The organism is Citrifermentans bemidjiense Bem, assembly GCF_000020725.1.
GTDB lineage: Bacteria > Desulfobacterota > Desulfuromonadia > Geobacterales > Geobacteraceae > Geomonas > Geomonas bemidjiensis.
In genome coordinates this window covers 4,084,612-4,110,451 of record NC_011146.1, presented here as the reverse complement: position 1 = coordinate 4,110,451, position 25,840 = coordinate 4,084,612, and the positions used below count along the sequence as shown (strand labels likewise).

The 25,840-nt window shown below is 57.3% G+C and carries 24 protein-coding genes; 11 read left to right on the top strand and 13 right to left on the bottom strand.

Features of this window, described 5'->3' with window-relative positions:
• Positions 1–55: 55 nt before the first annotated feature.
• From GBEM_RS17945 to GBEM_RS17930, 4 genes are read left to right on the top strand one after another with little or no spacing between them, the layout of a single operon-like run.
• A complete protein-coding gene (locus GBEM_RS17945) occupies positions 56–739 on the top strand; it encodes a DUF2461 domain-containing protein (protein ID WP_012532023.1) in 684 nt (227 codons plus the stop codon).
• Positions 740–779: 40 nt separating this feature from the next.
• Entirely contained in the window at positions 780–1,547 is a 768-nt protein-coding gene (locus GBEM_RS17940; RefSeq protein ID WP_012532022.1) for a hypothetical protein, read from the top strand.
• A 41-nt stretch (positions 1,548–1,588) separates the two neighbouring features.
• Complete coding sequence (locus GBEM_RS17935) at positions 1,589–2,827, top strand: aspartyl protease family protein (RefSeq protein ID WP_012532021.1); 1,239 nt, start codon at positions 1,589–1,591, stop codon at positions 2,825–2,827.
• 13 nt (positions 2,828–2,840) lie between these two features.
• Positions 2,841–3,749 carry a M23 family metallopeptidase gene (locus tag GBEM_RS17930; protein ID WP_012532020.1) on the top strand — a complete coding sequence of 303 codons (909 nt, stop codon included), beginning with the start codon at positions 2,841–2,843 and terminating at the stop codon, positions 3,747–3,749.
• On the opposite strand, the gene GBEM_RS17925 is transcribed toward GBEM_RS17930, so the two are convergent.
• The 9 genes from GBEM_RS17925 to GBEM_RS17885 all read right to left on the bottom strand — a co-directional run bounded on the left by GBEM_RS17925 (position 3,742) and on the right by GBEM_RS17885 (position 9,714).
• Positions 3,742–4,740: a hypothetical protein gene (locus GBEM_RS17925; protein WP_012532019.1), complete on the bottom strand. Its 999-nt coding sequence runs from the start codon at positions 4,738–4,740 to the stop codon at positions 3,742–3,744. The genes GBEM_RS17930 and GBEM_RS17925 overlap by 8 nt on opposite strands.
• Positions 4,737–5,423: an ABC transporter ATP-binding protein gene (locus GBEM_RS17920; protein ID WP_012532018.1), complete on the bottom strand. Its 687-nt coding sequence runs from the start codon at positions 5,421–5,423 to the stop codon at positions 4,737–4,739. Before GBEM_RS17920 ends, GBEM_RS17925 begins: the two co-directional genes overlap by 4 nt.
• 7 nt (positions 5,424–5,430) lie before the next feature.
• On the bottom strand, positions 5,431–6,555 hold the full coding sequence (locus GBEM_RS17915; RefSeq protein ID WP_012532017.1) for an ABC transporter permease: 1,125 nt from the start codon (positions 6,553–6,555) through the stop codon (positions 5,431–5,433).
• Positions 6,552–6,824, bottom strand: a complete 273-nt coding sequence (locus GBEM_RS17910) for a hypothetical protein (RefSeq protein WP_404813050.1) — start codon at positions 6,822–6,824, stop codon at positions 6,552–6,554. The genes GBEM_RS17915 and GBEM_RS17910 overlap by 4 nt, the downstream gene beginning before the upstream one ends.
• Before the next feature lie 29 nt (positions 6,825–6,853).
• On the bottom strand, positions 6,854–7,342 hold the full coding sequence (locus GBEM_RS17905; RefSeq protein ID WP_012532015.1) for a nitrous oxide reductase accessory protein NosL: 489 nt from the start codon (positions 7,340–7,342) through the stop codon (positions 6,854–6,856).
• A complete protein-coding gene (locus tag GBEM_RS17900) occupies positions 7,339–7,857 on the bottom strand; it encodes a nitrous oxide reductase accessory protein NosL (protein WP_012532014.1) in 519 nt (172 codons plus the stop codon). The genes GBEM_RS17905 and GBEM_RS17900 overlap by 4 nt, the downstream gene beginning before the upstream one ends.
• A 13-nt stretch (positions 7,858–7,870) precedes the next feature.
• Entirely contained in the window at positions 7,871–8,365 is a 495-nt protein-coding gene (locus GBEM_RS17895) for a TlpA family protein disulfide reductase (RefSeq protein WP_012532013.1), read from the bottom strand.
• A gap of 25 nt (positions 8,366–8,390) precedes the next feature.
• Positions 8,391–8,642: a GSU3529 family protein gene (locus tag GBEM_RS17890; RefSeq protein ID WP_012532012.1), complete on the bottom strand. Its 252-nt coding sequence runs from the start codon at positions 8,640–8,642 to the stop codon at positions 8,391–8,393.
• A gap of 679 nt (positions 8,643–9,321) precedes the next feature.
• A complete protein-coding gene (locus GBEM_RS17885; protein ID WP_012532011.1) occupies positions 9,322–9,714 on the bottom strand; it encodes a hypothetical protein in 393 nt (130 codons plus the stop codon).
• A 390-nt stretch (positions 9,715–10,104) separates the two neighbouring features.
• Between GBEM_RS17885 and dacB the strand changes: the two genes are divergently transcribed.
• Positions 10,105–11,571 carry a D-alanyl-D-alanine carboxypeptidase/D-alanyl-D-alanine endopeptidase gene (dacB, locus tag GBEM_RS17880; RefSeq protein ID WP_049762694.1) on the top strand — a complete coding sequence of 489 codons (1,467 nt, stop codon included), beginning with the start codon at positions 10,105–10,107 and terminating at the stop codon, positions 11,569–11,571.
• 86 nt (positions 11,572–11,657) lie between these two features.
• Here dacB and GBEM_RS17875 read toward each other — a convergent pair whose 3' ends face one another.
• Both GBEM_RS17875 and GBEM_RS17870 read right to left on the bottom strand, forming a co-directional pair.
• On the bottom strand, positions 11,658–13,505 hold the full coding sequence (locus tag GBEM_RS17875; protein WP_012532009.1) for a carbon starvation CstA family protein: 1,848 nt from the start codon (positions 13,503–13,505) through the stop codon (positions 11,658–11,660).
• A gap of 149 nt (positions 13,506–13,654) precedes the next feature.
• On the bottom strand, positions 13,655–15,103 hold the full coding sequence (locus GBEM_RS17870; RefSeq protein ID WP_148212929.1) for a hypothetical protein: 1,449 nt from the start codon (positions 15,101–15,103) through the stop codon (positions 13,655–13,657).
• Positions 15,104–15,447: 344 nt separating this feature from the next.
• Between GBEM_RS17870 and GBEM_RS17865 the strand changes: the two genes are divergently transcribed.
• Positions 15,448–16,584 (top strand): acyltransferase family protein, encoded by a 1,137-nt coding sequence (locus tag GBEM_RS17865; RefSeq protein WP_012532007.1) that lies wholly within the window; start codon positions 15,448–15,450, stop codon positions 16,582–16,584.
• A gap of 9 nt (positions 16,585–16,593) precedes the next feature.
• Here the strand turns inward: GBEM_RS17865 and GBEM_RS17860 are convergent, their stop codons facing one another.
• Positions 16,594–18,246, bottom strand: a complete 1,653-nt coding sequence (locus GBEM_RS17860) for a sigma-54 interaction domain-containing protein (protein ID WP_012532006.1) — start codon at positions 18,244–18,246, stop codon at positions 16,594–16,596.
• Between the two features lie 260 nt (positions 18,247–18,506).
• Here GBEM_RS17860 and GBEM_RS17855 point away from each other — a divergent pair, with 260 nt between their 5' ends.
• The 5 genes from GBEM_RS17855 (at position 18,507) to GBEM_RS17835 (ending at position 24,840) form a co-directional block, all read left to right on the top strand.
• Entirely contained in the window at positions 18,507–19,649 is a 1,143-nt protein-coding gene (locus GBEM_RS17855; RefSeq protein ID WP_012532005.1) for a cyclohexane-1-carbonyl-CoA dehydrogenase, read from the top strand.
• Positions 19,650–19,690: 41 nt separating this feature from the next.
• Complete coding sequence (locus tag GBEM_RS17850; RefSeq protein WP_012532004.1) at positions 19,691–20,833, top strand: cyclohex-1-ene-1-carbonyl-CoA dehydrogenase; 1,143 nt, start codon at positions 19,691–19,693, stop codon at positions 20,831–20,833.
• Positions 20,834–20,913: 80 nt separating this feature from the next.
• On the top strand, positions 20,914–22,092 hold the full coding sequence (locus GBEM_RS17845) for a thiolase family protein (RefSeq protein ID WP_012532003.1): 1,179 nt from the start codon (positions 20,914–20,916) through the stop codon (positions 22,090–22,092).
• A gap of 55 nt (positions 22,093–22,147) precedes the next feature.
• Complete coding sequence (locus GBEM_RS17840) at positions 22,148–23,461, top strand: acetyl-CoA hydrolase/transferase family protein (RefSeq protein ID WP_012532002.1); 1,314 nt, start codon at positions 22,148–22,150, stop codon at positions 23,459–23,461.
• Between the two features lie 20 nt (positions 23,462–23,481).
• On the top strand, positions 23,482–24,840 hold the full coding sequence (locus GBEM_RS17835) for a hypothetical protein (RefSeq protein ID WP_012532001.1): 1,359 nt from the start codon (positions 23,482–23,484) through the stop codon (positions 24,838–24,840).
• A 226-nt stretch (positions 24,841–25,066) separates the two neighbouring features.
• Here GBEM_RS17835 and GBEM_RS17830 read toward each other — a convergent pair whose 3' ends face one another.
• Entirely contained in the window at positions 25,067–25,678 is a 612-nt protein-coding gene (locus GBEM_RS17830; RefSeq protein WP_012532000.1) for a GyrI-like domain-containing protein, read from the bottom strand.
• Between the last annotated feature and the right edge of the window lie 162 nt (positions 25,679–25,840).

Below are 25,840 nucleotides of genomic sequence, written 5' to 3'. Positions count from 1 at the left end.
GTTCACGGGATATATCTAGAGCGAGATACGCCGAGCTGAGGAAAAGGACACTGAAATGATAGAAAAATTCGAGGGATTTCCTGCCGGGACGTTCCAATTTCTCAGAAATCTGAACGATAACAACAACAAGCAATGGTTCGAGCTTCATAAATCAGATTACCAGGATAATGTCCTGAAGCCTTTGCAGTCATTGGCAGCTGGACTAGGGCCATTTATGCAGAGCCTCGATCCTGATTTGGAAGTAAGGCCTGCGTTGAACAAGACGATTTCCCGCATCTATCGGGATACGCGGTTCTCAAGGGACAAGTCCCCGTACAAGACAAGTCACTGGATTACCTTCAAGCGGCCGAGGATCGAGTGGAAGGATTACCCGGCGTATTTCTTCGAGATTTCCCCGGACTCTTACCGTTACGGCATGGGCTTCTACAGCGCCAGCCGCGAAACCATGGACAGGTTCAGGAAATCTATAGACTCCAAACCGGCTAAATTCCATTCGGCGACTTCATTCTTCTCAAGCCAGAATGTCTTCACAATCGAGGGCGATAGATACAAGCGCCCCTTGAAGCCCGGCATCCCGGCCGAGTTGAATGACTGGTACAACAGAAAAAGTATTTACCTTGCCAGCAATCAACCAGTTACGGACAGCTTTATCGACAAGACGTTGATCTCGGACTTAGTTTCCGGCTTCGGAACCATCGCCCCTCTCTATCACTACCTCTGCAAAGTGGCCGCATATTGACCATCCCACTCCGCGCGGCAACAGCTGAAAGGGGAAAAGTATGAGCCCAAGGTACGGATTGATCCTACTTCTCTTATTGCTGTCCGGATGTACTGAGTTCAATGGAGCAAAAGCTTATTTATTGCCTCCGTCCGCGCTGGGGATGGAGGAGCTTGCTCCAAGGGTGTTCGTTAACAAGGAGATGTCACTAGCCCAAAGAGAAGACTTTAGGCAAGTTGTCGCCGTGGCGAGAACAAATATTACTAATTTTTACGGCAGCATCACCAGCCAACCGGACATACTTGCTTGTTCGACGGAAGAATGCTTCGCCGGCATAGGCGGCGGGAAGCCCCGCGGGAAAGACCTAGGCAAATCGAAAGTTTTAATCTCTCCAAGAGGACTCACGGTTCCAATCCTGACACATGAATGGTCGCACGCGGAACTAAGAACGAGAATGGATGCGAAGTTCGATGGAATTTTCGGAATGAATTCCATCCCCACCTGGTTTGACGAGGGGCTTGCGGTTGTTGTAAGTGAAGAGCCAAGACATTCGGAAAAGGTATGGGAGCGGATCGTGGCCCAGAAGATGGACACTCCCAGGCTGGATGACCTGGTGACGCTAAAGGGGTGGAACAAGGCTGCAGGGAAGTATGGCGACGTTGATTGTGCGTTAGGCGTGCCTGGAAAGATGTATGTGGTCTATACGTTGGCTGGGCACGAGGTTAGAACCTGGCATCGGAAAGCCGGCAGAGAGGGACTCCTGAAACTGATCGACAAGGTAAAATCAGGAGAAAGTTTTGAGAACTCATATGCGGCCACTTCAAAATGACACCCAGGATAGCGAGCGTTGGTGTCTAAAGGATTTTCAATATGAAACCTTTTCATTCTCGTCAGTCACTGTTTTTGATCTGTTTTCTGCTGGTCGGTTTGCTTAATACCGGTTGCTCGGCAATCAAGGGGGTCTCCATGGTTCGGGGCGGCTCGCCTCAGAGCATCTTGACCAACGATGAATCTGTCAAGGCAGAGCAGATGGCCCATCTTCTCACCGTAAAGGTCAGAATCGACGATTCCCCAGAGGATCTGACTTTCATGGTGGATACAGGTGCCCTTACCGTCATAGACGAACAGGTCGCCAAAAGATTCGCGTTCAAGGACTCGGTGACGAATAAGGTTGCAGACTCAGCGGGGAACAAAAAAGACGTTCGCCTGGTTCAGGTGAACAGAATAAGCGTAGGGAAAGCCGCCGTTTCAGACTGCGCAGCTGCTGTTGTCGATATGAAAAAATTCAACCCGAAGATCGACGGCTTGCTCGGTTCCAATTTTCTCAGGTTTTTTACGGTTCAGCTGGATTACCGGAATCAGCGAGTGACGTTCCTGAGTAAATCCGAAGGACGCTCCTTTGACGGTGCGATGAAGTTGCCGATGTGGAAAAACATGAAGTTCGGATTTGCGCCTACCATGAAATGCGAAGTAGACGGCTCGGTAGCTCTCGACTGCATGGTCGATACCGGACACGATGCGATCGCCTCTTTTCCTCTGTCCACCCTCAACAAGCTGCCTCACTTCAAGAGTGGAGAATACATCAGCTCCAACGGCTCGATGGGAGCAGGAGTATTCGGCAAAGACAGAGAAAGCTACTTGGTCAAAACGGATCGAATAGCATCAGGCCCCATAACCATAGAGAATGCGGCGATTTTCTCTAACCGCTTCGAAGATGTTATGACCCTGGGCGCCGCATATCTGAAGAATTTCATGGTGACCATCGATTACCCAGCCTCTCTTCTGTACTTGAAGCCGTTCGACGATCGGCATCTTGAAAAGGAGATGATGTCTTACGGATTCGCAGTCTCTTATGAGAAGGGTAAGGCTATCGTGAGCGGTTTATGGAAAGGGAGTGCCGCAGACAAAGCTGGATTGTCGGTCGGTGACGAACTTATTGCCTTGAATGGCCGCGAGACGGCAGGTATGTCTTTGTTCGACATGATGCAGATAACGAAATCGAGCGAGACCTTGAGTGTTTCCTATATCAAGGGGTCCAGTGGAAATAAATCCGAATTGACCCTCCGCAAGGGGGACTTGACGCTCCTTTTCCCCAGGTCGCCCAGCTGACCTGAGATCAAACGTGAAAGCACTTCTTCAGTACATTTTCGCACTTTACCCGCCATGCCTCGTTGCTGCTGCATTGGTGTGGCTGGTAAGGGGCAAGCCTCGGCACCGGCTTGAATGGGCTCTATCGACCGCAACCTGTGGCAGCGTCGTTGCGTTTGCATTTCTGACTGCCCCCTGGGCGCTTACCAGCTACTACCTGCGTTTTGCTTCCCTGGTTCTGTTTGTTCTCGCAGTTGCCTACTCGATGCGAGGTACGAAGTTCAACGATAAAGCCAGGCATTGGAGCAGGTTGCGCTTTTCTATCTCCCTGCTTGCTCTTCTTCTGTTCGTGGTGCTGGATGTCTTGGCCGTTGCAGCGTTTCATCAGCCGGAAAGCGCCCTCAACCTGTCATTCCCGTTAGCTTCAGGAAATTACTACGTGCTCCAGGGCGGAAGCAGCATGATTACTAATCCGTTTCATGTGTTAGGCGGAAGCAGGCTCGCCTTTGACGTTGTTAAGTTAAACGGTTTCGGCAATCGGGCCGACGGCATTGCTCCCCGCTCCTTAGCTGCCTATGAAATCTTCGGGGAGAGGATATCCAGCCCCTGCGCGGGAACCATCCTGTTCGCTCAGGACGGGTTGCCGGACAATGCACCCGGACGTCCGGATGTGGAACATCCGGCGGGAAATCATCTGGTCATGAAGTGCGCCGACACGGAACTCTTCCTGGCGCATTTAAAGCGCGGCACTATTAAGGTGAAAGCTGGCCAAGTCGTTTCTGCTGGAGAGTTACTAGGTAACGTCGGGAATTCCGGCAACACGCTGGAGCCGCACCTGCACATCAGCGCCACGACGGGCGGGGCTGAGAGAGGGATTGTCTTTGACAACCTGAGACTGTCAGTAAACAGCGTAGTAGCGAAGGGAGAAAACGGGGCTAAGTAAACAGCCTCAACGTCGAAGAGGCCATCTTCCAGATGACGATCAGTGCCGTTGTCGCGAACGATGCCAGGGCGACAACCGTCAGCTTTTGCTGCATCTGCAGTAGCGGGCCTTTAATGCTCGCTACCTTTTTGAATCGGTGAAGCACGCCCACACCGGCACCGGCTACAACTCCAGAGAAAAGAAGCGCGTACAGCAGGTATCCGATGAAGTGATACTCCCGATGGAGCAAACAGAACGGGCAATGGTGCGAGGGGAGCTCGTAGATATATACGGAGATGAAAGAAATAACCGCAATGATCGCGGTGATGAAGGCTATCCCGCTTATGCAGCCGAACGAAGCAGCACCGCGCTTGGTCTTGAGAAATAACCCGCCAGATGCAATTGCTGCGGCTATTATCCCAAAGAAAGCTACTGCCACGGGAACCACTGGAGCGGCAACGATGTCGGATGCCAGGGTTCCCGAACCTTTGCTAAAGAGAGCGCCGCAGCACGAGGTGATGACGTCCGGGCGGAGCCGCCAGAAAAAAGAGGCTTGCAGTATGGTTTCAATGAGCAAGACAGGGACTATTAACAACAGCAACCAGTACTTCACCCGAATTAGAGGGTAGTCTCGCCCTTCATTGTCTGCATGGTTCAGTATGAGCCATATCCCTGCCAACAGGAAAGTCACCATCTTCAGGAACAAGGTGGGATATCCGAACCGGTTCACCTTCAGCGTACCCGCTGCGCACATGGCGCCAGTGAAAAGGTGACTGATGCCGTCCACGGTGTTGATAAACAGAAACAGGGAGAAAAGTTGCAGCGGCAGGAAGATAGCGACGATGGTGGAGATGAGATAGGTCCGGCGCTCCAGGGCAAGTTGAAGCTCGCTTCCGCTGGTCATGTTCCAGTGCCGGATAATCGACGCTCCTTCCTTGGCGGCGATAAGCAACATCATGCTGACCAGCAGAGAAGATACAAGCAGGGCGACTATTCCCGGAGAGAGTGTCACCTCGGGTTCCTCTCGGTCACTACCCGCCCGTCACGCAACTCCACTACCCGGCCGATAAGGTCGCAGCCATAGACGATGGGGTCGTGGCTGGCAAGGATAACCGCGGTCCCGGCGTCTTTCACTTCCTTCATAAGCGACATGAAGTCGTAGGACAACTTCGTATCGAGGTGCGCCGTCGGCTCATCGGCTATCATGACGGCTGGACGGTTAATCATGGCGCGAGCGATTGCCACCCTCTGCGCCTCCCCTCCGGAAAGCCACTCCACCTTAGCGTCCGCACGCTGCTTCAGGTTCAACCGCTCCAAGGTATCGAGGGCCCTTTGCCGAAGCTGCGGGAAAGGTTCCCCCTCGGGGTAAGCGGGCGCCATGACGTTCTCCAGCACGGAAATTCCCTTTATCAGATTGTGCCGCTGAAAGACGAACCCGAAGGTCGATCTTCGGATCCCGGCAAGAAACCGCTCAGGGAGGCTGGTGACCTCCTCTTCCTTGACGAAGATGCGGCCGGATGTGGGGCGGGCCATGCATCCAATCAAAGAGAGGAGCGTCGTCTTTCCCGATCCGCTCGGTCCCACCAGGGCCGTGGCCTGGTCCAACCCGATCTCCAGGGAAACCTCCCGGACCGCGCGCAACTCGTTCGGTCGCCCGCCGTTGAAGATCTTCACTACGTTCTGAACGGAGATCATACTGCGTTCACCTCATCGCCACATCGGGATCGATCGTTGCCGCGCGCCAGAAAGGGATAATGGTCGCGATGGTATAGGGAATCACCGTCAAGAAGAAGAGGACCGCAAGCTGCCAGTAATCGATGGACGGCTGAAGCCTGAAGGTGGGATAGAGGGTCGACCATCCTTTAAGGACGGGAAGAAATAGTGCAGAGGAAGACGCAAAGACATGGAAGTAGGCAAGGATGCTTCCCGCCAGGAAAGAACAAAGCGAAATGACGATTCCCTCCCAGAATTTCATCAACAGTATGTCCGAAGTTTCCCACCCGATAGCCTTCAGGATGCCGATTTCTTTTCTTTCCTCGGCAGAGATGCCCGTAGCCTTGTCCCAGGCAAAGATAAAGAAAGCCAAACCTGCTCCGCTGAAGACAACCAGCAGAAGGGACGAACGCCAGCCATAAACGGCGTCATAAGTCCGTCGCATCTCCTCGCGCAAGATGGGGCGCGCCTCAGGGTAAAGCCGGGTGATCTTCGCCGCTACGGTCCGCTGCTCCCGGGCGTTCGGGACCCGCAGCACGAGATCTGTCGCCTGATCTTTGGGGATACCGGAAAGCTCCCTGAAGTCCTTCTCCGAAAGAACCATGAGGTCCCCGGTCAGGAGTTGCGATTCCGAGGAGAGCGTCTGCCGGATGGTAAAGGCATGGGGGCGGCCATCGCTTCCGGGGAGGGAGATGATATCGCCGGGATAGGCGTTGCGGGTGCGGGAGATGGCGCTGCCGATATCGATACTTCCTGACGGCGGCTCGTCTTTAACAGGTACCAGGAGGGTGTAGTTCGCAGCAAATGCTTTATCGTATTGGTACCCCCAGAGCCTTGGTGCTACAGAGGCGACGCCGCGGATCTCGCCGATGGACCGGCGCCACTTGACCGGGACAGGATGCTGGCGTCCAGTCAGGGTGTTTTGGACCACGATATCGGGCGCGTCTTCGAGCAGCAGCGACGCCTCGTACTGTAAGGCATGGGTGAAGAACAGAACTGAAGCCGCTACGAACACTACAAGGATGTAGACAACGAGAAGGGCGGAGTTCTTCCCCTTCCTGCGGAGCAAGGAGGCCAAAGTGAAGTCGAGGATGTAGCGGTGGCGTTCAATCACGGGACGTTCCTGGCCGCTGCGGGGTGGGGCTGCACGAGTGCCCCGCTGGGGAAGTGCTCAAATGACAGGGGGGAGTCCTGGAAAGCAGGCGCTGCGCCTGCAACGGCGGGGTTTCTGGTGTAGCTGGCCTCGGTAAATACACAGAGGTCGGTCAGTTGCAACTGCCTGACCAGCATCGCGTTGGCGGCAATAACGGGGGACGCGGAACCGACTTTATGCTGCGCGTGGATGAGCAGTCCTGCCAGGGTAAAGGAAAGCAAGGCAACCACCCAGGCAAAAAGTGCGGACTTTCGTTGAGTCATCGCTCAAGCTTGGAGAGTGCCGCCGGCGTCACATCCTGAAACCGGAACAGATGCTTTCCCTCATGGTCCTTCAGAAAGTCTTCGGCTTCCGGCCGGTGGGCAAAGGGTATCAGTTCGTGTCCCATCGGGCCATAGACGTCGCTGCCTGCGACGTACAGGGCCTTTTTCCCGTCGATTAGGTTGAGCTCGTAATAGTTGGTGACAAAGATGTAGGTGACGTCGGACATCTGCCTGCCGGGAGCATAACGAGGGATGTCCAGGTAGAAGGTAAACATATCCTTTGCGCCGTCGAAATGAAACACTTGGCCGTCTTCGAATTTGACTTGGGCGGCAAAGTCGAGATATCTGGCTACGAACATCCCACAGACCGGGCACCTGTCTTTCGGCCCAACCTTATCCGGCTTTATATTGGCAGCCATCCCCAGCGAAGCGAGTAAAAAAGGAGTGATATACACTGAGAAATGGTTGAGGATGCGGCGGATCATCTGGGCCCCCCGCTGCTGCCCCGATGCTTTGCTTTGTGCCGTTCCCTGATCGCCTTCGTGTCTTTGTACATGTCGAGATAAGCAGCGCTGACGGAGTCATCGAATGTGCTAAGCGTCCCGCCATGCTCCTTTATAAATCCGGCAGCCCCTTCTTTTGTCTCGAAAGCCCACTTGGCATTAGCGGACATCACTCCCGGCCGGCTGCCTCCGATGACCCAGGAGGCGGTTTCCGCATCGATGAGTTTCCTGCTGCCGTAATCGCCTACGTAGATGTGTGATGCTGTCCGGTCAATGTTGACTGCAAGATCAACAGCGGCACAGTGAAGGCTGCAGGCTGCCACGGAGGTGCCGTCGTCGTATTCTATGAGCATTCTGCTGTGGCCATATTTCGACCTGTCCATGCCGCAGTAGTTGCAGGTCCGGTATTTATCGAGATCAGGGGGCGCAGCCAGAGCAAACCCGGTAATTGCGGCAATGACCAGGCAAGTGATAATTACTTCTCTCACTACTCTCATGTGCGTCCTCATGCTAATTGACTTGCTGGATTAGCTGCTCTAGCTTGGCTGCCGAGATCTGTCCAAGGACCTTCTGTCTTAGGGTGCCGTTTCTATCCAGTATGAACGCTGTAGGGAAGGCAAAGACCGTGAAGTCTTTCGCCAATGTAGAGCCGGCATCCACCATTATCGGAACTGAGAGCCGGTTAGTTGCCGCTATAGAAACTAAATCTTTTTCCTCGTCGAACTCGTTTACCGCGATGACCGCCAGTCCCCTGTCCTTGTTCCTGCGATAAACCGGCTCCAGGTCCTCTTTCAGAGTTTCGCCGCAGCATGAATTAGTCCAGAAGTAAAGGACAACGACCTTGCCTTTCAAGGTCTCAGGCGACACCTGGTTGCCGCGAATGTCCCTTCCCGAGACCGGCGGCGCTTGCTCGCCTACCTTCACCATCTTCCTGTCGCACCCCGAAGAAAAGATCGCCGCAGTGATGGCAAAGAGCAGGGAGAAGCAGCAGGTCAGTCGCGCCATCTGGTGATTCTCCTGATTCCTTTTGCTACCGCTGGCCCATCAGCCTAAGAGTGCGTTCAATTGTACCCGCAGTCACTGACGCATCAAAGCAGCCGGCGCCGGCATAGGCGTCGTAATCGCGAACCTGCGCAAGAAGCAACTCCACCAGTCCAAGGTGGTCGCTATGCAAATCGGGAGAATTCGCGACCTCCAGCACCCCCGCGAGAAGCCAGTCCGGAAAATCACCCTCTTCGTTTCTGCCGGCCGCAGCAGCTTTGAGTTCCTCGAATAGATCCATCGGACTCCTTGCGCATCTACCAAAATAGGGGACGCCGCTACGAATTGTACCGCAAACTAGCACAAATCCACCGGTATTGGAATGAATTCATAGCCTACGGTCAATAGGGTGGGGCTTTTTCTCTCAACTGGGAATACCCAGGTTTTTTACACAGAATATTTCATAGCCCCCCAACCTGGCCCCTGAGGATACATGGTTGAAACACGATGACGAATTGTCGGGAGATGGGGACGTTTAGTTGAAAGGCGATGACGAATTGTCGGGAGATGGGGACGTTTAGCTGAAACGCGATGACGAATTGTCGGGATATGGGGACGTTTAGCTGAAACGCGATGACGAATTGTCGGGAGATGGGGACGTTTAGTTGAAAGGCGATGACGAATTGTCGGGAGATGGGATGTTTAATCAAAACGTAAAGACGTATTGTCCAGAGATGAGAGCATTTAGTTGAAACACGACGGTGGATTGTCCGGAGATGGGGACGTCTAGTGCAAATGTCAGGAATTTCCGGCACGATGGGGATATTCAGTGAACGGGAAGACCATTTTGAGGGAATTGAGACACTGTCTGTCAAGGAAGAGCCCCCGGGAGGCTGTTCCAATGCACTTGCTGAACGGCCTCCGGGGGTAGATCAAGTAGAGCAACTGCTTCCGCTGACTGAGGGGTGACAAAAAGGAGACTAAGACCCTTGTGGTTCTGTGGGTGGTACAGTGCCGGTGCCGCGTTTGCCACGTACTCCTGCACTTCGTAACTCGAACCCTGCTTGCAGTAGTGCCGGCAGGTCTGCCTCGCTCGCCACTGCCTGTAGGTAATTCTGGGCCTTTTGGAACATCTCCTTAAGCTCCTTTCGGGTTCGGTTTCGCATGGTGATCTGGATGCGGTCACCGGTTGCGCCCTTTTCGAAGCACTGCTTGTACTGGCCAAAGGTTTGTTTTAAGAGATCAATGGAGGGCGGTGAATCCCCGGTGACACCCTTGTATGCCCCGATATTTTCCATACCGGTGATGTACCGTTCGCTGTTGGCAATGAAAACGGAATCCCTACCATTCAACTTGATTTTGATCTTGAACATCTGGACCTCCTTTTACAGCGGTTTACCTCGGTCAGCATCCGAAGCACCCCACGATCTTATCCGCCGTTTTGCAGGCTGCAAGGGCTGAATAGACAAAGGTTTTATTTGTTAGCGAGGCAGAGTGTATTCATTAGCACCAGATGCGATGGAGAGGAGGCAACTAGGCGATATGCTTCGTTCATTGGTGTGCGCTCTTCCCGGGTTAAAGGCGCCGGAGTAAAGACCGATGACTATGTAGTTGGACAACTAGCCCGAGCCCCTCGATTTTGGGGAAGGCAGAATCGGAAGCACATGATATGCTGCGCCTGGGAAGCGGAAGAGATGAAATCGCGGCAGCCAGAGCGGCAGGCATAGTAGGAGTTTTTCTCTTTGAAGGGGGACGTTAAAGTTATGTCGTATCTTCGCAAGGCCCTAGGGGCTGTGCTTTCATTACTGATTATCTCGACGGGTTCGCCTGCCGCGACCTTTGCCGGACAAGCTGCTCCCCCTGCACGGACCGAACTCGGCGTTGCCAGCAATTCCGCGGCCCGGCTTAAAAATGATATCGACGCCATCCTCGCTCGTGAATTTCTTCCCGTCACCAGCGCGGGAATAAAGGTGGTCTCGCTGAAGCACGGCGACACCATCTACGAGTTCAACCCGCGGCTTCTCTTGGTTCCCGCCTCCACTCAAAAGGTCTTCACCGCGGTTGCTGCCTTGTCCATCCTGGGACCGGACCGGGAGGTCGCCACCACTGTTGCGCTTGACGCAGCGGGGGCGAGGATCTACCTGAAAGGATGCGGTGACAGTCTGCTCTCCGCGGCGGACTTGGCGACCCTGGCCGCGGCTGCGGCTTCCAAGCTGGACAAGGGGAGGGAGTACACTCTCGCCGCCGATCTTTCTTGTTTCGACGACCTCTACCGTGGCATGGGGTGGATGTGGGACGACGACGAGATGATGATCTCTCCATTGTCGGTCAACCACAATGCCGTCTCACTCCTGGTGAAGCCTGGCGCCAAGGCGGGCGCCCCGGCCGTTGTCACGGCGGAACCTCGCACCTCCTACTACACCGTTCAAAATCTGACTAGGACCGGTAGTGCCAAGGATGAAAGCAGCATCCAGGCCTCAAGGCGCCCCGGCGAGCGGGACAATGTGGTCACGGTGACCGGAGTGATAGCGTTGGGAAGTGCTCCCCAGGTGAAACAGGCCAGCGTCTGGCGGCCGGAACTGATGGCGCTCACCCTGTTCCGGGATGCGCTCCGGGCGCAAGGGGTGAAGGTCACGGATATGACTACGGCTACCACTCCGGCGGGAGCAACCGAGGTGGCGCGCTCCTCCCATAGCCTGGAGGAGATGGTTCGATTCGCATTGAAGACCAGCGACAACGTGACAGCCGAGAGCCTGTTGAAACTGCTGGGTCTGCATGGAAGCGGAAAGCGGGGATCGGCGGAGGCGGGGAGTGCCGTGGTGCGCCGTTACCTGGAGAGGCAGGGGATAGCCACTGATAACGTGGTGGTCGCAGACGGTTCCGGCCTTTCGCGCTACAACCTTTCCAGCGCTGACACCATGATTCAGGTGTTGCGCGCCATTCAGCGCGACCCGGGGCTGTACCGGATCTTTCAGGAATCCCTTCCAATAGCAGGTATAGATGGCACGTTGAAGAACCGCATGAAGGGGAGCTGCGCCGAAGGAAACGTGCGGGGGAAAACAGGAAACATGAAAGGCGTCTCCGCTCTAGCCGGGTACGCCACCAGCGCCGACGGGGAACCGTTTGCCTTTTCCATCATCATCCAGAACTACCCCCGTTCCGGGCGGCAGGCCCGGGAGGTCCAGGATCGCATCGCGAAACTTCTCTGCGGCTTCCGCCGCACCCCCTAAAGCCAACACCGGCTACGGGTGGTAGCCGCGCCCTCAGATCGGCCCGAGCACTCGGGCCGATCTGGTTCGCGCACGTAATTGTGCTGTCATTCCTGCGCCGGCAGGACAACCTCAGACTCTTCCCGCTCCATGGCCAGTGCCAGCACCTGATCTCCGTGGCTGTCGAAAACCGTTTTTCCTATCCGCAGGAGCGCGTACCAGCGCCGGAACGCCTCCACAAATACAATGGTCATAAGAATCATCAGGATAACGGACAGGCTTGCCAGAAGATACAGCCCCTTGGGCAGGAAGTTCTGCGTGACGTTAAGATACCCAGCCCACATGCAGATAGGCATCATGAACAGGCCGGGTCCGGCGGTGACCCAGGCAAATTTTAACTTGCCGAGCCTGATCAGCATGGTTGTGCCGACAATTAGGGCACAGGTGGCGAGGAGCTGATTGCTCATGCCGAACAACGGCCAGATGGTCGATATGTCACCGGTATATACCAGATAGCCCCAGGCAGAGGTGAACAGGGCGCTGGTCAGGATAATGCCGGGTGTCCAGGCGTTGTCTGCAAATGGTGCGTATACCTTGCCGAGCATCTCCTGCAGCAGATAGCGCCCCACGCGGGTACCGGCATCGACGGCGGTCAAGATGAAGACCGCTTCGAACATTATTGCGAAGTGATACCAGTAAGCCATCATCCCCTTCATGAACGGCAAGGATGAGAAGATATAGGCCATGCCCACCGCCAGGGTGACGGCGCCTCCGGGACGTCCCTGAACCTGCTCACCTACCTGTGCTGCCATGTCCGGCAGGTTGATCGGAGCTAGTCCAAGCTTGGCATAGGCGGCAGGTGCGGCGTTGATTGCGAAGTAATCGCCGGGGAGCAGTACGCAGGCCGCGATCAGCGCCATGACGGCAACAAAACCTTCCACCAGCATGGCGCCATACCCGACAAAGAGGACGTCGCGTTCATTGGCTATCATCTTGGGCGTAGTGCCGGTGCCGATGATGGCGTGGAACCCGGACAGGGCGCCGCAGGCAATGGTGATGAACAGAAAGGGAAACGCTGCGCCGTTGATAATCGGGCCGCCACCGAAGAAGTAAGGGGTAATAGCCGGCATGTGCAGCTGGGGATGGACAAGGGCAATACCCAAGGCCAGTGCGCCGATGGTGCCGATTTTGAGATAGGTGGAAAGGTAATCGCGGGGTACCAGCAGGAACCAGACCGGCAGTGCCGACGCTGCAAAGCCGTAGGCCGGAAGGATCAGGGCAAGCTGTTTCCTGGAGAAGGTGAACACGCTCGCCAGGGTTGGATCTGCGGCAACGTAAGGGCCGGCATAGATAGCAAGCGCCAGCAAGACAACGCCGATCAGGCTGCCCCCCCGGATATCGCCGGGGCGGATTTTCTGCAGGTAGGTTCCCATGATCATCGCGATGGGGATGGTGGCAAAGACGGTAAAGGTCCCCCAAGGGCTGTTGAACATGGCGTTGACGACGGCGATACAGAGTCCCGCTAATGTCAGAATCAGGATGAAAAGCACAGCGATGGAGGCCACCTTACCCGCAACCTTGCCAATCTCGGCTTCGGCGATAACCGATATGCTTTTCCCCTTATGCCGGACCGAGGCGAACAGCACGACCATGTCGTGCACCCCACCTGCCAGCACCGCGCCGACCAAAATCCAGAGTGCGCCAGGGAGGAATCCGAACTGGGCCGCCAGCACCGGCCCCAGAAGCGGCCCGGCTGCGGCAATGGCGGCAAAGTGATGACCAAACAGGACATACTTGTTGGTCGGCAGGTAGTCATGTCCATCCCCACAGAGGACAGCCGGCGTCTCCCGCTCCTCGCGCAGATTCAAGACCTTGTTCGCCAGGAACAGTCCATAGAAACGGTATGCGATGGCGAAGAGGCATGCGGTTACGAAAATCAGGGTTAAAGAGTTCATTGGATTTGTCCTTTTTTCAGAAGTTTGACCGGAAAAGTCGAAACATCCTCGCTCATCATCTTCTTAGTTGCATTCATTTCACTCTCCTTGCTTGAATTAATCTGCCAATCGACAGGTATCCATCAAAAGCGGCAGACAAACGGTGACGGTCAGTATTGCGGTGCAGTCGCAGGAAGGCCGGCCGAATCTATTCCCTCGCACAGATCGTTATCCACCGTGACGTTGCCAAGCGCATCAAGCGTCACCGTCCATATGGTATCGTAGTCGGCACTTGGCCAGGCGGTCGGCAGGAGAGAAAGATTGCTGCCGCCGTATTTCGACAAAAGGGCGTTTATCAGCGGTTTGATGCGCGAGGACTCCCACGCCAGCAGAATGGTCTTGTTGGAGAAGGCGCCGCCGGTAAAGAGATAGTTACTGGCTAGTCGGGGCTCGTCAGGATTTCCCAGTTCAAAGCTCGATACAAGGTAATAGGGAAGATTGTTCGCTACTGCATAGGGCATGATGGTTAACGAGGGCCTGACATAGGCAATATTGGCCGCTCCAGTAAAAGCCCATTGCCCGGGGTCGATCGACAGAACCATGTCGGGATTGATTTTGTCGCGCAGGGCGTTAGGTAGAGCCAGGGCCCGCCATTGCCCAGCCCCCACGTAGTTGCCGTCTTCGAACCGGTGTGTCGGGTCAGGATGCGCCTCGGCGTGCCGGATTATGTAAATCTTCTGGTTTTTGTTGATATCGGCGGGGATCACGGCGCCATCGACCCCTCCGGTTCGGACGGTGCTGAAACGGGGTTGTAGCGCGTATGGACAGGCGCCGGTCGCGACCGGCGAGGGGAGAGGCGGGTAGGAGGCGGATGGATCCAGGTTGGTATCGTAAGAAAACAGGCTGGCGCTTCTGCCCGGAGCGATTGATATCGCATAGACGGCATTGCTTCCCATGAAGTTCGACGGAAGATTCAAGTTATAACCAAACAGGCGATTTATCTGCGTCATCAAGGCGCTGATCGTCTCCCATGGCGCCGAGAAGACGTAATAACCCGGTTTTTTGCCGGTGATGATGCCCGACACCAAGGCATCGTTGTTCCCACCGGTGTTGTTAAAATCAAGCCCGGCACAATCCGGGCAGTATGATCCCGGCACAGCGACTCCGGAGGGGACTGATCCGGGAGCATATGCTGAATAGAGGGGATAGCTGAGGGCGGTATAGGTGGTCCCTGCGGCATCGACGGGCAGCGTGAACTGGTTGAGCAGAGCGAACTGCTGCATATACCAGATTGCGGCCATGTCGGGATACCCCTGGTCAGTCTGTAGGTGCGTCATCGGCGTCAGCGTGTAAATCGCGGTTGCGTTTTTCCCCCCCAGCACCTGTTGTTTCAGGAAGGGCGCCATGAGGAGCGACCGATGCAATCCCTGGTCCGTAAGATTGGCCGTGTCGGGTTTGATGTCGCCCGTTGTGTGGTAGGCCAGATCGGGGCTGCTCACGAAAATCAGGTTGACGTTGTCGGCGCTCAGAGGAACGGTCGATCGTGAATCGTTGCATCCAGTGAGTAGCGCCAGGATGCATATCGGGAACAGCACAAGGGGTGTGAATATTTTTCCCACGTCTTCACCCAACCTTTCGTCAAATTTTCGCAGCACACCACTCACCCATGGGAGTTTTTAAAATGATCGGAGTATTAACAAATATCTTGAGGTGAATTCAGTTGAATTTCGCCATATGGAGTGTGGACTGGCTGGTCGATGCATCCGCGCTATTCCGGGATGGAAGGCTATTGTCATTGAGTGAGCTTTTGATGATTGCAAAGGTGAGCTGGCGCATTTTCCGGGGTCGCTTCACGGGTAGGGCAAGAAGAAGGGCCTAAGAGATTTTTGACCGTGGAATCGCCTGCGTTGCATGACCATCATGTTATGTGTTATAGAGCCCTTATCTTTGATGGGAGTGGCCCGTGGAAAGTAATAAGCATGTCTCGATCGCCGACAAAGACGTTTATTTCGATTATATCGATGGCCTGCGCGGTTTTGCTGTCCTAATGGTGGTGGCGATCCATACCAGCCAAGGGCTAGGGTATTACTACGATCCAGACTTCGGCAGTTGGTACACGCGGCTGCTTTGGAATTCATGCGGTCGCGGTGTCGATCTCTTCTTCATCCTGAGTGCATTCACCTTGTTCAATTCATCCCATAAACGTTTTGCCATGGACCGTCGCCCGGTCCTCTACTTCTATGTGCGCCGAGCCTTCCGTATTCTTCCACTGTGGTGGGGTGCGATAACGGTCTTCGGCCCGATGAGAGACAGAACGATGGCTGCGATGGTCGCCAGCGCCCTTTTTTATTTCGGCTTTATGCGGTACGATGCCAATATGGAAGTCGTCGGAGGGGGATGGACCCTGTTCGTGGAAGAAACGTTTTACCTGCTCCTGCCCCTGATCTTCGCTAAAATCACCGACCTCAAAAGCAGCCTCAGGTTCTTGTTCGTCTTGTACTGCGTAATGCAATTGTGGACCCGTGGCGCGGCGAAGATCGGAGTACCTGAAACTAACGCTTTCATAGTGATGTTCCCGCTGAGCTACTGGTTCTGCTTTGCTTACGGCATAACCATCTATTTTCTCTTGCAGAACCAAAACTTCACGGAGACCATTAAGTCAAAAGCACGGTTGCTGGATATGCTGGCAATTTTCGGGATGTTCACTCTTTTCATGCGGCCGTTGACCCTCTCTACTTTCGCCCTGGCGCTCTTTGTGGTCACTGCATCTCTGCCAAACACCATCTGTGGTAAAATCACCAGAAATCGGCTGCTGATGAAGTACGGGACCTGCTGCTACTCAATCTATCTCTTTCATGCCCTGGTGTTTCACTCCATCCATTCCTACATTCCGCCCATCCTTAATGCCTGCGGTCTCGGCACCGCACCCTTGACGGTAAAAAGCGTAGCAGCTTTCGTGCTGATGGCAGCCGCCTGCCTGCCTTTCGGGCTACTCTCCTTCCGTTTCATCGAGAAGCCGGCTGTGCAGATCGGCAAGCGAGTCATCAACAGGATGCAGGCCCTGCCTGATGCCAAAACGGTGGCCGCAGAGACTGCCTGAAGTTGCGACTCACATCTCCATGCCGAGTCTGGTCATCTTCTTGTACAGCGCGGTGCGGTGGATGCCGAGCATCCTGGCCGTGAGGGCACGGTTCCCCTGGGCGGTTTCGAGAGCTGTTTCGATGATGGCCCGCTCGGCGCTCGCCAGCTGTTCCTCTAGGGAGCCGGAGGCCCCGATGATCGTTCCTTCTTCGGTGAACGCGGCAGGCAGGTGGTGGAGCTCGATGGTATGTCCCTGGGTTTTCCAGGTCATTTGCCTCATCAGCCCCCGCAACTCCCTCACGTTCCCTGGCCAGTCGTAGCGCATCAGGGCGGCTTTCGCCTCCTCGGAGATGGTCAGCATGGGAAGCTTTTCCTTGTGGGTGATCTCCTCAAGAAAGTGCTTGCTCAGGAGGGGGATGTCATCCCGGCGCGACCGCAACGGGGGAAGCTCGATGGGAAATTCGTTGATGCGGTAGAAGAGGTCGCTGCGGAACTTCCCTGTGTTCACCGAGCTTTCCAGGTTGCGGTTTGTTGCGGCCAACAGACGGAAATCTACTGAGATGGGCGAGGTGCTGCCAAGCCGGTCGATCTTGCGTTCTTCCAGAACGCGGAGAAGTTTCGCCTGGCTCTCCAGTGGCAGCTCGCCGATCTCGTCGAGAAAGAGCGTCCCCCCGCAGGCCAACTCGAATTTTCCCGGCTTCCCCTTCCGTTTCGCCCCGCTGAAGGCACCCTCATCATAACCGAACAGTTCGGATTCGATAAGGTCGTGAGGGAGGGCGCTGCAGTTGATCGCCACGAAGGGCCCTCTCCTGCGGGCCGATCCCTCGTGCAGGGCCTGTGCGAAAAGCTCCTTGCCCGTACCGCTCTCCCCGAGGATCAGTACCGTCGCCGAGGAGTCGGCGACCCGGCGTGCCTGGTCGATCAGGGCCCGCATGGGCTTGTTGTTGGTGAGGATCTTGTCGAAGTTGTAGCGGTTGCCCCGCATCTCGTCGAGCAGGGTCTCGTACCGTTCGACCTTCAGTTCCATGGTGCGGATACGGTTGGCCAGCTTGTCGATCTGGTCGGTACTTTTGAACAGTATGCGCCCTACCGCCCCGATCACCTTCTGCCCTTTCTTGATGGGGAGGTTGACCGTCACCTTGGTCTGCCCTTGAATATCGACCACTTGGGTGGTGTCGGAGACCCCGGTAAGGGCGATCTCGGCAAGCCGGCTTCCAGGAGCGAACGAAGAGAGCGGCAGCCCCATCCCTCCTCCCTCTTCCAGCCCCAGCCACTTTTCGTTCACCGGGCTCAGGAAGGTGACCTTGCCCTCCCGGTCCACGGAGGTCAAACCCTCGTACGGGTTATTCAGAACCATGTGGACCATCCCCTCGTTAATCGCAGAGTCGCCGTAGGGCCCAAGGACCTGGTCCGCGGCCCTGATCCTGCGGAAGAGCAGCATCTCCACCCGTCCCTTTCCCTCCGCCTGCACGAACCAATCTTTCTCCAGAAAGACCCATTCCCCCGCATGAAGTAGGAGCAGCTCGGCGGGAAGATCCTCCCCCGCCTTTGCCTTCATGCCGGCTGGCCAGATGTAATCCTTGCTGGCGGCGGTAATGCGGCCGGCTTCATCGCAAAAGATTACACCGCAGCGGCAATACTCCGCCTTCCTCGTCTTTGCTGCAGTGGCAGGTGTATCCATAGGTCTACATGTCTCCTTGCGGGTACGCCGCTGGGATCTGTCGGTTTGATCAGGCTATCGAGTCATCTGCTCGCTTCGGATGTTTCCGCTCGGCTACACATTCAAATAACATCAAGTTGTTATATTTTCAATCTAAACTGTAAAACTATGCAACTTCAGGCAATTAGCTTGCCACATCCCGCGAAGACTGTCTTGGCATATTTGGTGAAATAGAAAAACGTTATAAAGCAGTTAGACGCCAGTTTACCAGGAGAGAGCCGATGTTTACCGACAGTGAAGAGATCCGAATCGCCACCGAGACCATCCGCCAGGCTGCGAGGGAGCGCATCGCCCCCGTGGCCGCAAACATTGACGCCACGGGTGAAGTCGCCCCGGAAGTGCTGTCGCTTTTGTGGGAGCTCGGGTTGATGACCCTGGTCTTTCCGCCGGAGTACGGCGGCGCCGAGCAGGACCAGGGAACGCTCCTTTGCCTGGCTGTCGAGGAGATTGCCAAGCACTGCGCGGCCTCGGCCCTCATGCTGATCATCCAGGCCGTAGGGAGCTTTCCGCTCTTGCACGGCGGAAGCCCGGAGCTTCTCAAGCGGGTGCTACCGCGCATGCTGGAGAACCGCGAACTGGCAGCTTACCTGGTTTCCGAGCCTGGGGCCGGCTCAGACGTCGCCTCCATCCGCACCACTGCGGTGAGGGAGGGGGACGAGTATGTGATCAACGGGACCAAGGTTTTCTCCACCAACGGCCCGGTCGCCTCCGTCTACACGGTGCTGGCGAGAACCTCGGAGAACGGCAGAAACGGACTCAGCTTCTTCCTGGTTGAGCGCGGAACAGCGGGGCTGTCGGTCGGCAAGATCGAGAAGAAGCTTGGCCAGCGCGGCTCGAAAACCTCCGAGATGTACCTCGACAACGTGCGGATTCCGGCGGGCAACCTGCTCGGCGAAGAGAACAAGGGCTTTCATCTGGCAATGAAGGATTTCGACATGTCCCGTCCGGCCATCGGCGCCCAGGCCCTCGGCATCGCGCAGGGAGCCTTCGACCAGATGGTGAGGCACTCCCGCGAGCGCAAGACTTTCGGCCAGCAGCTCTGCGAGCACCAGATGATCCAGCAGATCATCGCCGACAGCGCCACCAAGATAGAGGCCTCCCGCGGGCTTATCTACCGGGCCTCGGCGCTTTACGACAAGGGTCAGAGGAACACCAAGCTCGCTTCCATGGGGAAGCTGTTCGCTTCGGACGCCGCCATGCAGATCACCACGGACGCCATCCAAGTTTTCGGAGGTTACGGCTATATGCAGGACTACCCGGTGGAGCGCATGTTCCGCGACGCGAAGCTGACCCAGATCTTCGAGGGGGCCAACCAAATCCAGCGCCTGGTGATCGCCAGGGAAATCCTGAAGGATGCGGTCTAGGCCGCCAGCAACGACGACTGACGAGGTAAGGAGATATAGCGATGACACAATTGACTGAAGAACAGAAACTGACCTTGGACATGGTGCGTGACGTGGTGCAGCGGGAGATCGCGCCGCGGGCCCTGGAACTCGATGAAAACTCCCTTTTCCCGGAACATGCCCGGGACCTCTTCGCCCAGCTCGAGCTTCTGAATCCGCTGCTCCCCGCCGAGTACGGCGGTTCGGAGCTGGGGGTCACCACCCTGGCGCTGGTGCTTGAGGAAATTTCCAAGGCCTGCGCCTCGACTGCGCTTCTTTTGATCGCGCAGACCGACGGGATGCTGCCGATCATCCATGGCGGCAGCCCGGAGCTGAAGCAGCGCTTCCTGCCGCGCTTCGCAGGGACCTCCAAGCTTTTGACCGCTATCGCCGCGACCGAGCCCAACGCGGGGTCCGACCTTCTGGCCATGAAGACCCGGGCGGAAAAGAAAGGGGACCGTTACGTCATCAACGGCCAGAAGTGCTTCATCACCAACGGCTCGGTGGCCGATGTGATGGTGGTCTACGCCTACACCGCCCCGGACAAGGGCTCCAAGGGGATCAGCGCCTTCGTCGTCGAGAAGGGGACGCCGGGGCTCGTCTACGGGCGCAACGAGCACAAGATGGGGATGCGCGGGTCGATCAACTCCGAGCTCTTCTTCGAGAACATGGAGATCCCGGCGGAGAACCTGCTCGGTCCGGAGGGGACGGGGTTCGCGAACCTCATGCAGACCCTTTCCACCAACCGTGTCTTCTGCGCGGCGCAGGCGGTCGGCATCGCCCAGGGTGCGCTCGACATAGCGATGGCGCACTGCCGCGACCGGGTGCAGTTCGGCAAGCCGATCGCCCATCTCGCTCCGGTGCAGTTCATGATCGCCGACATGGCGACCAAGGTGGAGGCGGCCAGGCTTCTGACCAGGCAGGCCGCGCGTGCCCTGGATGCCAACGACAAGAGTGCGGTCCTCTACGGCTCCATGGCCAAGACCTTCGCCTCGGACAGCGCGATGAGCGTCACCACCGACGCGGTGCAGGTGCTGGGGGGATCCGGCTACATGAAGGAGAACGGAGTGGAGAGGATGATGCGCGACGCGAAGCTCACCCAGATCTACACCGGCACCAACCAGATAACCCGAATGGTCGCCGGCCGAGCGCTGCTCCTCCAATAACGCCATCTCCCGCGAAAGGGGTGAGCCGCCAGTCGGCGGGTTGGGTAACCGGTATTGCGGCTTTCCGCTAGGAGAAAGACATGAACAAAGAAGTATTCATAATCGAGTCCCTGCGCACCCCCTTCGGCTCTTTCGGCGGGCTCCTGTCGGATGTCGAGGCGCCGCACCTGGCAGCGGCAGTGCTGAGGAAAATCCTGCAGCGGACCGCACTTCCCGGGGGGCAGGTAGACGAGGTCATCCTGGGGCAGGTCCTCTCGGGAGCAACCGGACAGGCTCCCGCCAGGCAGGCGCTTCGTTGTTCCGGCCTTCCCGACAGCGTAGGGGCGCTCACCATCAACAAGGTATGCGGCAGCGGCTTGAAATCGCTGATGCTCGGCATGGGCTCGATCCTCTTGGGGGACGCGGACGTGGTGGTCGCGGGAGGGATGGAGAACATGTCCCTCGCCCCCTATGTCCTTCCCAAGGCGCGCCACGGTTACCGGATGGGCAACGGCAGCATCATCGACCTCATGGTGCACGACGGCCTGCGCGACCCCTACAGCGGCAAGCACATGGGGGTGATCGCGGAAGCGAGCGCCGCCAAGTTCGACCTTACCCGGAAGGAGCAGGACGCCTACGCGGTGAGCTCCTACGAGCGGGCGCGAAAGGCGGTGCGGGAGGGATTCTTCAGGGATGAGATCGTCCCGGTGGTGAAGCCCGGAAAGGGAGGGGAGGTCACCGTCGACGAGGACGAGGAACCGTTTAAGGGGGACCTCGCCGCCCTGCCGAAGCTTCCCGGGGCGTTCGCGGAAGGGGGAACCATCACCGCCGGGAACGCCTCAACCATCAGCGACGGCGCGGCCCTGACCCTTTTGGCCAGCCGCACCGCGGTGGAGCTTTTCGGCCTGAAACCGAGGGCGCGCCTGGTGGCCTGCTCCACGAGCTGTCTGCGCCCTGACGATTTCGCCGAGGCCCCGGTCCTGGCAATCGAAAAGGTCGCGGACAAGGCCGGTCTGAAAGTCGATGAGATCGACCTCTTCGAGATCAATGAGGCGTTTGCCGCGGTCCCGCTCATCGTCATGAAAAGTCTGGGATTGGATCCGGAAAAGGTGAACGTCAACGGCGGCGCGGTGGCGATCGGGCATCCGCTGGGTGCCAGCGGCGGCCGCCTCACCGCCACGGTGGTGAGGGAGCTTGCCAGGCGTCGTGCCCGCTACGGTGTTGCCACCCTCTGCATCGGAGGGGGCGAGGCGGTGGCGGCGCTCTTCGAGCGTGTCTAGCGAGGAAGCGATGATCAGGCGTGACCATACAACGTGAATATAAGGAGCGACAGATATGAACAGTGTGAAGAAGGCCAAGCAGAACTACGAGGCGGAGTACCGCCAGAAGCTTTGCACCCCTGAAGAGGCGGCATCGGTCGTCAAGTCGGGGGATCATCTTTGTTTTCCCATCAGCTGCGGCGAGCCGACCCTCTTCGTGAGGGCGCTCGCAAAGAGGAAGCGTGAGCTGGAAGGGGTCGTGGTCAACCAGCAGCATCACCTTTGCCCTGACTATTTCACCGAGGACTCCGCGCCCCACATCAAAGTGAACGCCTGGTTCACCAGCCATGTTTCGCGGCAGGCCGTCCAGGAAGGGTGGGCTGACTTCGTCCCCAACTACTTCCACGAGGTGCCGAAACTGCTGAGGGAGTACTGGCCCATCGACGTCGCCGGTACTGTGGTCTCGCCGATGGACGAGCATGGCTACTTCACCTGCAGCCTCTCGGTAGCCTACACGATGGAGGCGGTGAAAAAGGCGAAGAAGGTCGTGCTGCAGGTGAGCCCCCAGGCGCCGAGGACCCACGGCAACTGTCACATCCACATCTCGGAGGTCTCCCACATCATCGAGTGCCACGAGCCGCTCCAGGAGCTGTCGATCCCCCCCATCTCCCCGGTCGAGGAGGCTATCGGCGGCTACCTCTCCGAACTAATCGAAGACGGTTCCTGCCTGCAGCTCGGGTGGGGAGGGATTCCCAACTCCATCTGCAAGGCGCTCCTCAACAAGAAGGACCTCGGCATCCACACCGAACTCCTCTCGGACGGGATGGTCGACCTGATGCTGTCGGGGGCGGTCAACAACTCGAAAAAGAAAACCCACCGCGGCAAGACCATAGCCACCTTCGCGCTCGGGACCAAGCGCCTCTACGAGTTCATGCACGAGAACCCGCAGATCGAGATGCATCCGGTGGACTACGTCAACTACCCGCACAACATCGGCAAAAACGACAAGGTGGTTTCCATCAACGCGACCCTCCAGGTCGACCTCCTCGGCCAGTGCTGCTCGGAATCGTTCGGTCACCTCCAGTACAGCGGGACCGGCGGCCAGGCGGATTTCGTGCGCGGCTCGAACATCTCCAACGGCGGCAAGGGGTTCATCACCCTCCCTTCCACCGCGAAAGACGGGGCCGTCTCCAGGATCGTCCCGACTCTCACCTCGGGGGCATCGATCACCACCGGCAAAAACGACGTCGACTACGTTGCCACGGAGTACGGGGTTGCAAAGCTGAGGGGGCAGACTGCCCGGCAGAGGGCGCTCAACCTGATCAACATCGCCCATCCTGATTTCCGCGAGGAACTCATGGCTGCAGCGAGAAAGATGAACCGCATTTAACCGGGAGTTCGAGGAGAATCATGAGAGAGAAAATGGTGCGAAGAGTTTTGGCCGTCGGCATGATCACCGCTTTATCCGCAACCTCGGCATGGGCGCAGGAGGCGCCGCAGGGGGGGGATGCCCCGTACAACTGCGACTTCAACCCCTCCTGTGAAGTCGCCCCCGGCATCTACGGGAAGATCTCCGCCCCGGTGACGAGCAAGTTCAAGATGTCCCTTGGGGGGTACGTAAAGCTCGACTACATCTACAACTCGGTTAGCCTCGGGACCGCGAACGGGGTGGGGACCGTGGCCACCTTGCAGCCTAACGGCATCCCCAAGAGCAGTTCGCCTGCGGGGAAGCAGGACCAGTCCCTCTTCAACGCCCGCCAGAGCCGGCTCTGGTTCAAGACCGAGGGGCCAGCGTTTTCGGGGGCTAAGACCGGTGCCCTCATCGAGACCGACTTTTTCGGTTCCGGCGGGAGCAGCGCCGAGTCCGCCAACATGAGGATACGGCTCGCCTACGGCACCCTCGACTGGGCCAACACCCAGTTCCTTTTCGGCCAGTCCTGGGACGTCTTCGGCCCCGCATCGGCTTCTACCATCGACTTCGGCCAGGGGCAAACCACCGGCAACCCGACCACCCCGCGCGTCCCGCAATTGAGGGTGACCCAGAAGGTTAAACTTGACGACCGGAACACCCTGAAGCTCATCGCAGCCCTCCAGCATCCGACCCAGGATTCGAACACGGCCAACGGCACGGCGGGTGAGACCTGGGGGGCGAAGCCCAACGTCGCCGGACAGGCGATGTGGGTCAGCAAGGCGCTCGGGGTGGCCCCGGGGTTCTGGGGCATCCCCATGAATTCGCTCCAGGCGGGATTCTTCGGGCTCTACGGCAACCAGGAGGTGTCAGGCAACACCCACACCGTCGATTCCTGGGGGTACGGTTTCTACACCTTCGTTCCGGTTCTCAGTTCCTCCGACGGCAAGAGCAGGGCGATGACAGCCTCCTTCGAGGGGCAGGTGTACCAGGCGGCGAACATGGCCTTCAACTATGCCACGGTTGCCCCGCTCGTGGGCGCTGTCGGCGACAAAACCGGCGCCAAGGGGTACGGCATATTCGGCCAGGCGATCTTCTACCCCACCCAGAACCTCGGCCTCACCGCGGGGTACGGCATGAGGGGGGCCAAGGACCAGGAGGCGTTCGTAGCAAGCGGCATCAAGGACTTCCAGAGGTCGAGCTCGCAGATCTTCGCCAACGCCGCCTACGACCTGAACGCAGCGATAAGGGTAGCTGCCGAGTACCAGTACGTGAGCACCCGCTACGGCAACGTCACCGCCGGCACCTCGGACCTCGGCAAGGCCAACGTCTTCCGGTTTTCCATGATGTACTTCTTTTAGAGGGCCGGCGCTCGCGCGGCCCCTGACAATATAGATGGTGGTTCAGAAGGGGCTTAGTGGAGTGAGTTGCAGGAAAGTTGGTAGGTAGAGAGATGTAACAAATGGCTGCAGCCAAAGAGACTGCAGCCATTTGTATTTTAAAGGCGGACGATGGAGATTCAGAAGCAGGGGGGCAGGTGGCAGTGGGCAATGAAGTCCGCAGCCGTCTTCGCCGTTGCGCTCTGCGTCATGACATCGGCTGCCGGACGATCGTCTTCCATTTTTCCGGCGCGGTTCGGCGCGGGTCGCTCAGATAGATTTCGTGGTGCTTGCCGGTCCTGCTGCTGCCGCTTTGCTCGATGAAGGAGTGGACCTTTTCTATGGTAGGTCCCTCCTCGGAAAAAGGCCCGATGTGCAGGATCTGGGCAGCCTTCCCCTCGTGGAAGGGCTCGAACCGCACCAGCGGCAAGGAAACAGGTTTCTTCTTGCGCGCCACCTCGGCGATGGCGGCAGTGAACATGGATTCGGTGATGAATTCCGGCTGCATGATCATCAAGGTCCATTTCCAGGCGTCCTTGTTGCCGGTGCTGAAGGCGGAGAGGTCGTCGGACCACCAAAGGCCTTCCAGGGGCAGCACACCATAGTCCACAGCCAACTCAACTTTTTTCACCATGAACTTCAGCGTGTAGGCCACCGGGTAGAGGGCTTCGACCGCGTCCTTGAACGACTGCGAGGTGTTCGGATCGCCGGCGCCGTCCACCATCAGGAAGTTCATCTTCGGCACGTCCACCGTTTCCACCTGCTTGGTGGGGGGGGCGAAAAGGTGCTTGAGCCGCTTCTTGTAATCGATCTGTTCCATGGGGCTCTCCTTTGAAAGAGGGTATCTATGCCAGCGGCAGCCAGATCTCGGTGCGCGTCGCACCATAGCATAAGACGCAGTTACGGGTAAGGGCTTATTAATTTCATTGCTGCGTTTGCGCTGACAATGGCAGGGTCTGCTTTCTTACGGCACTACCTCTGG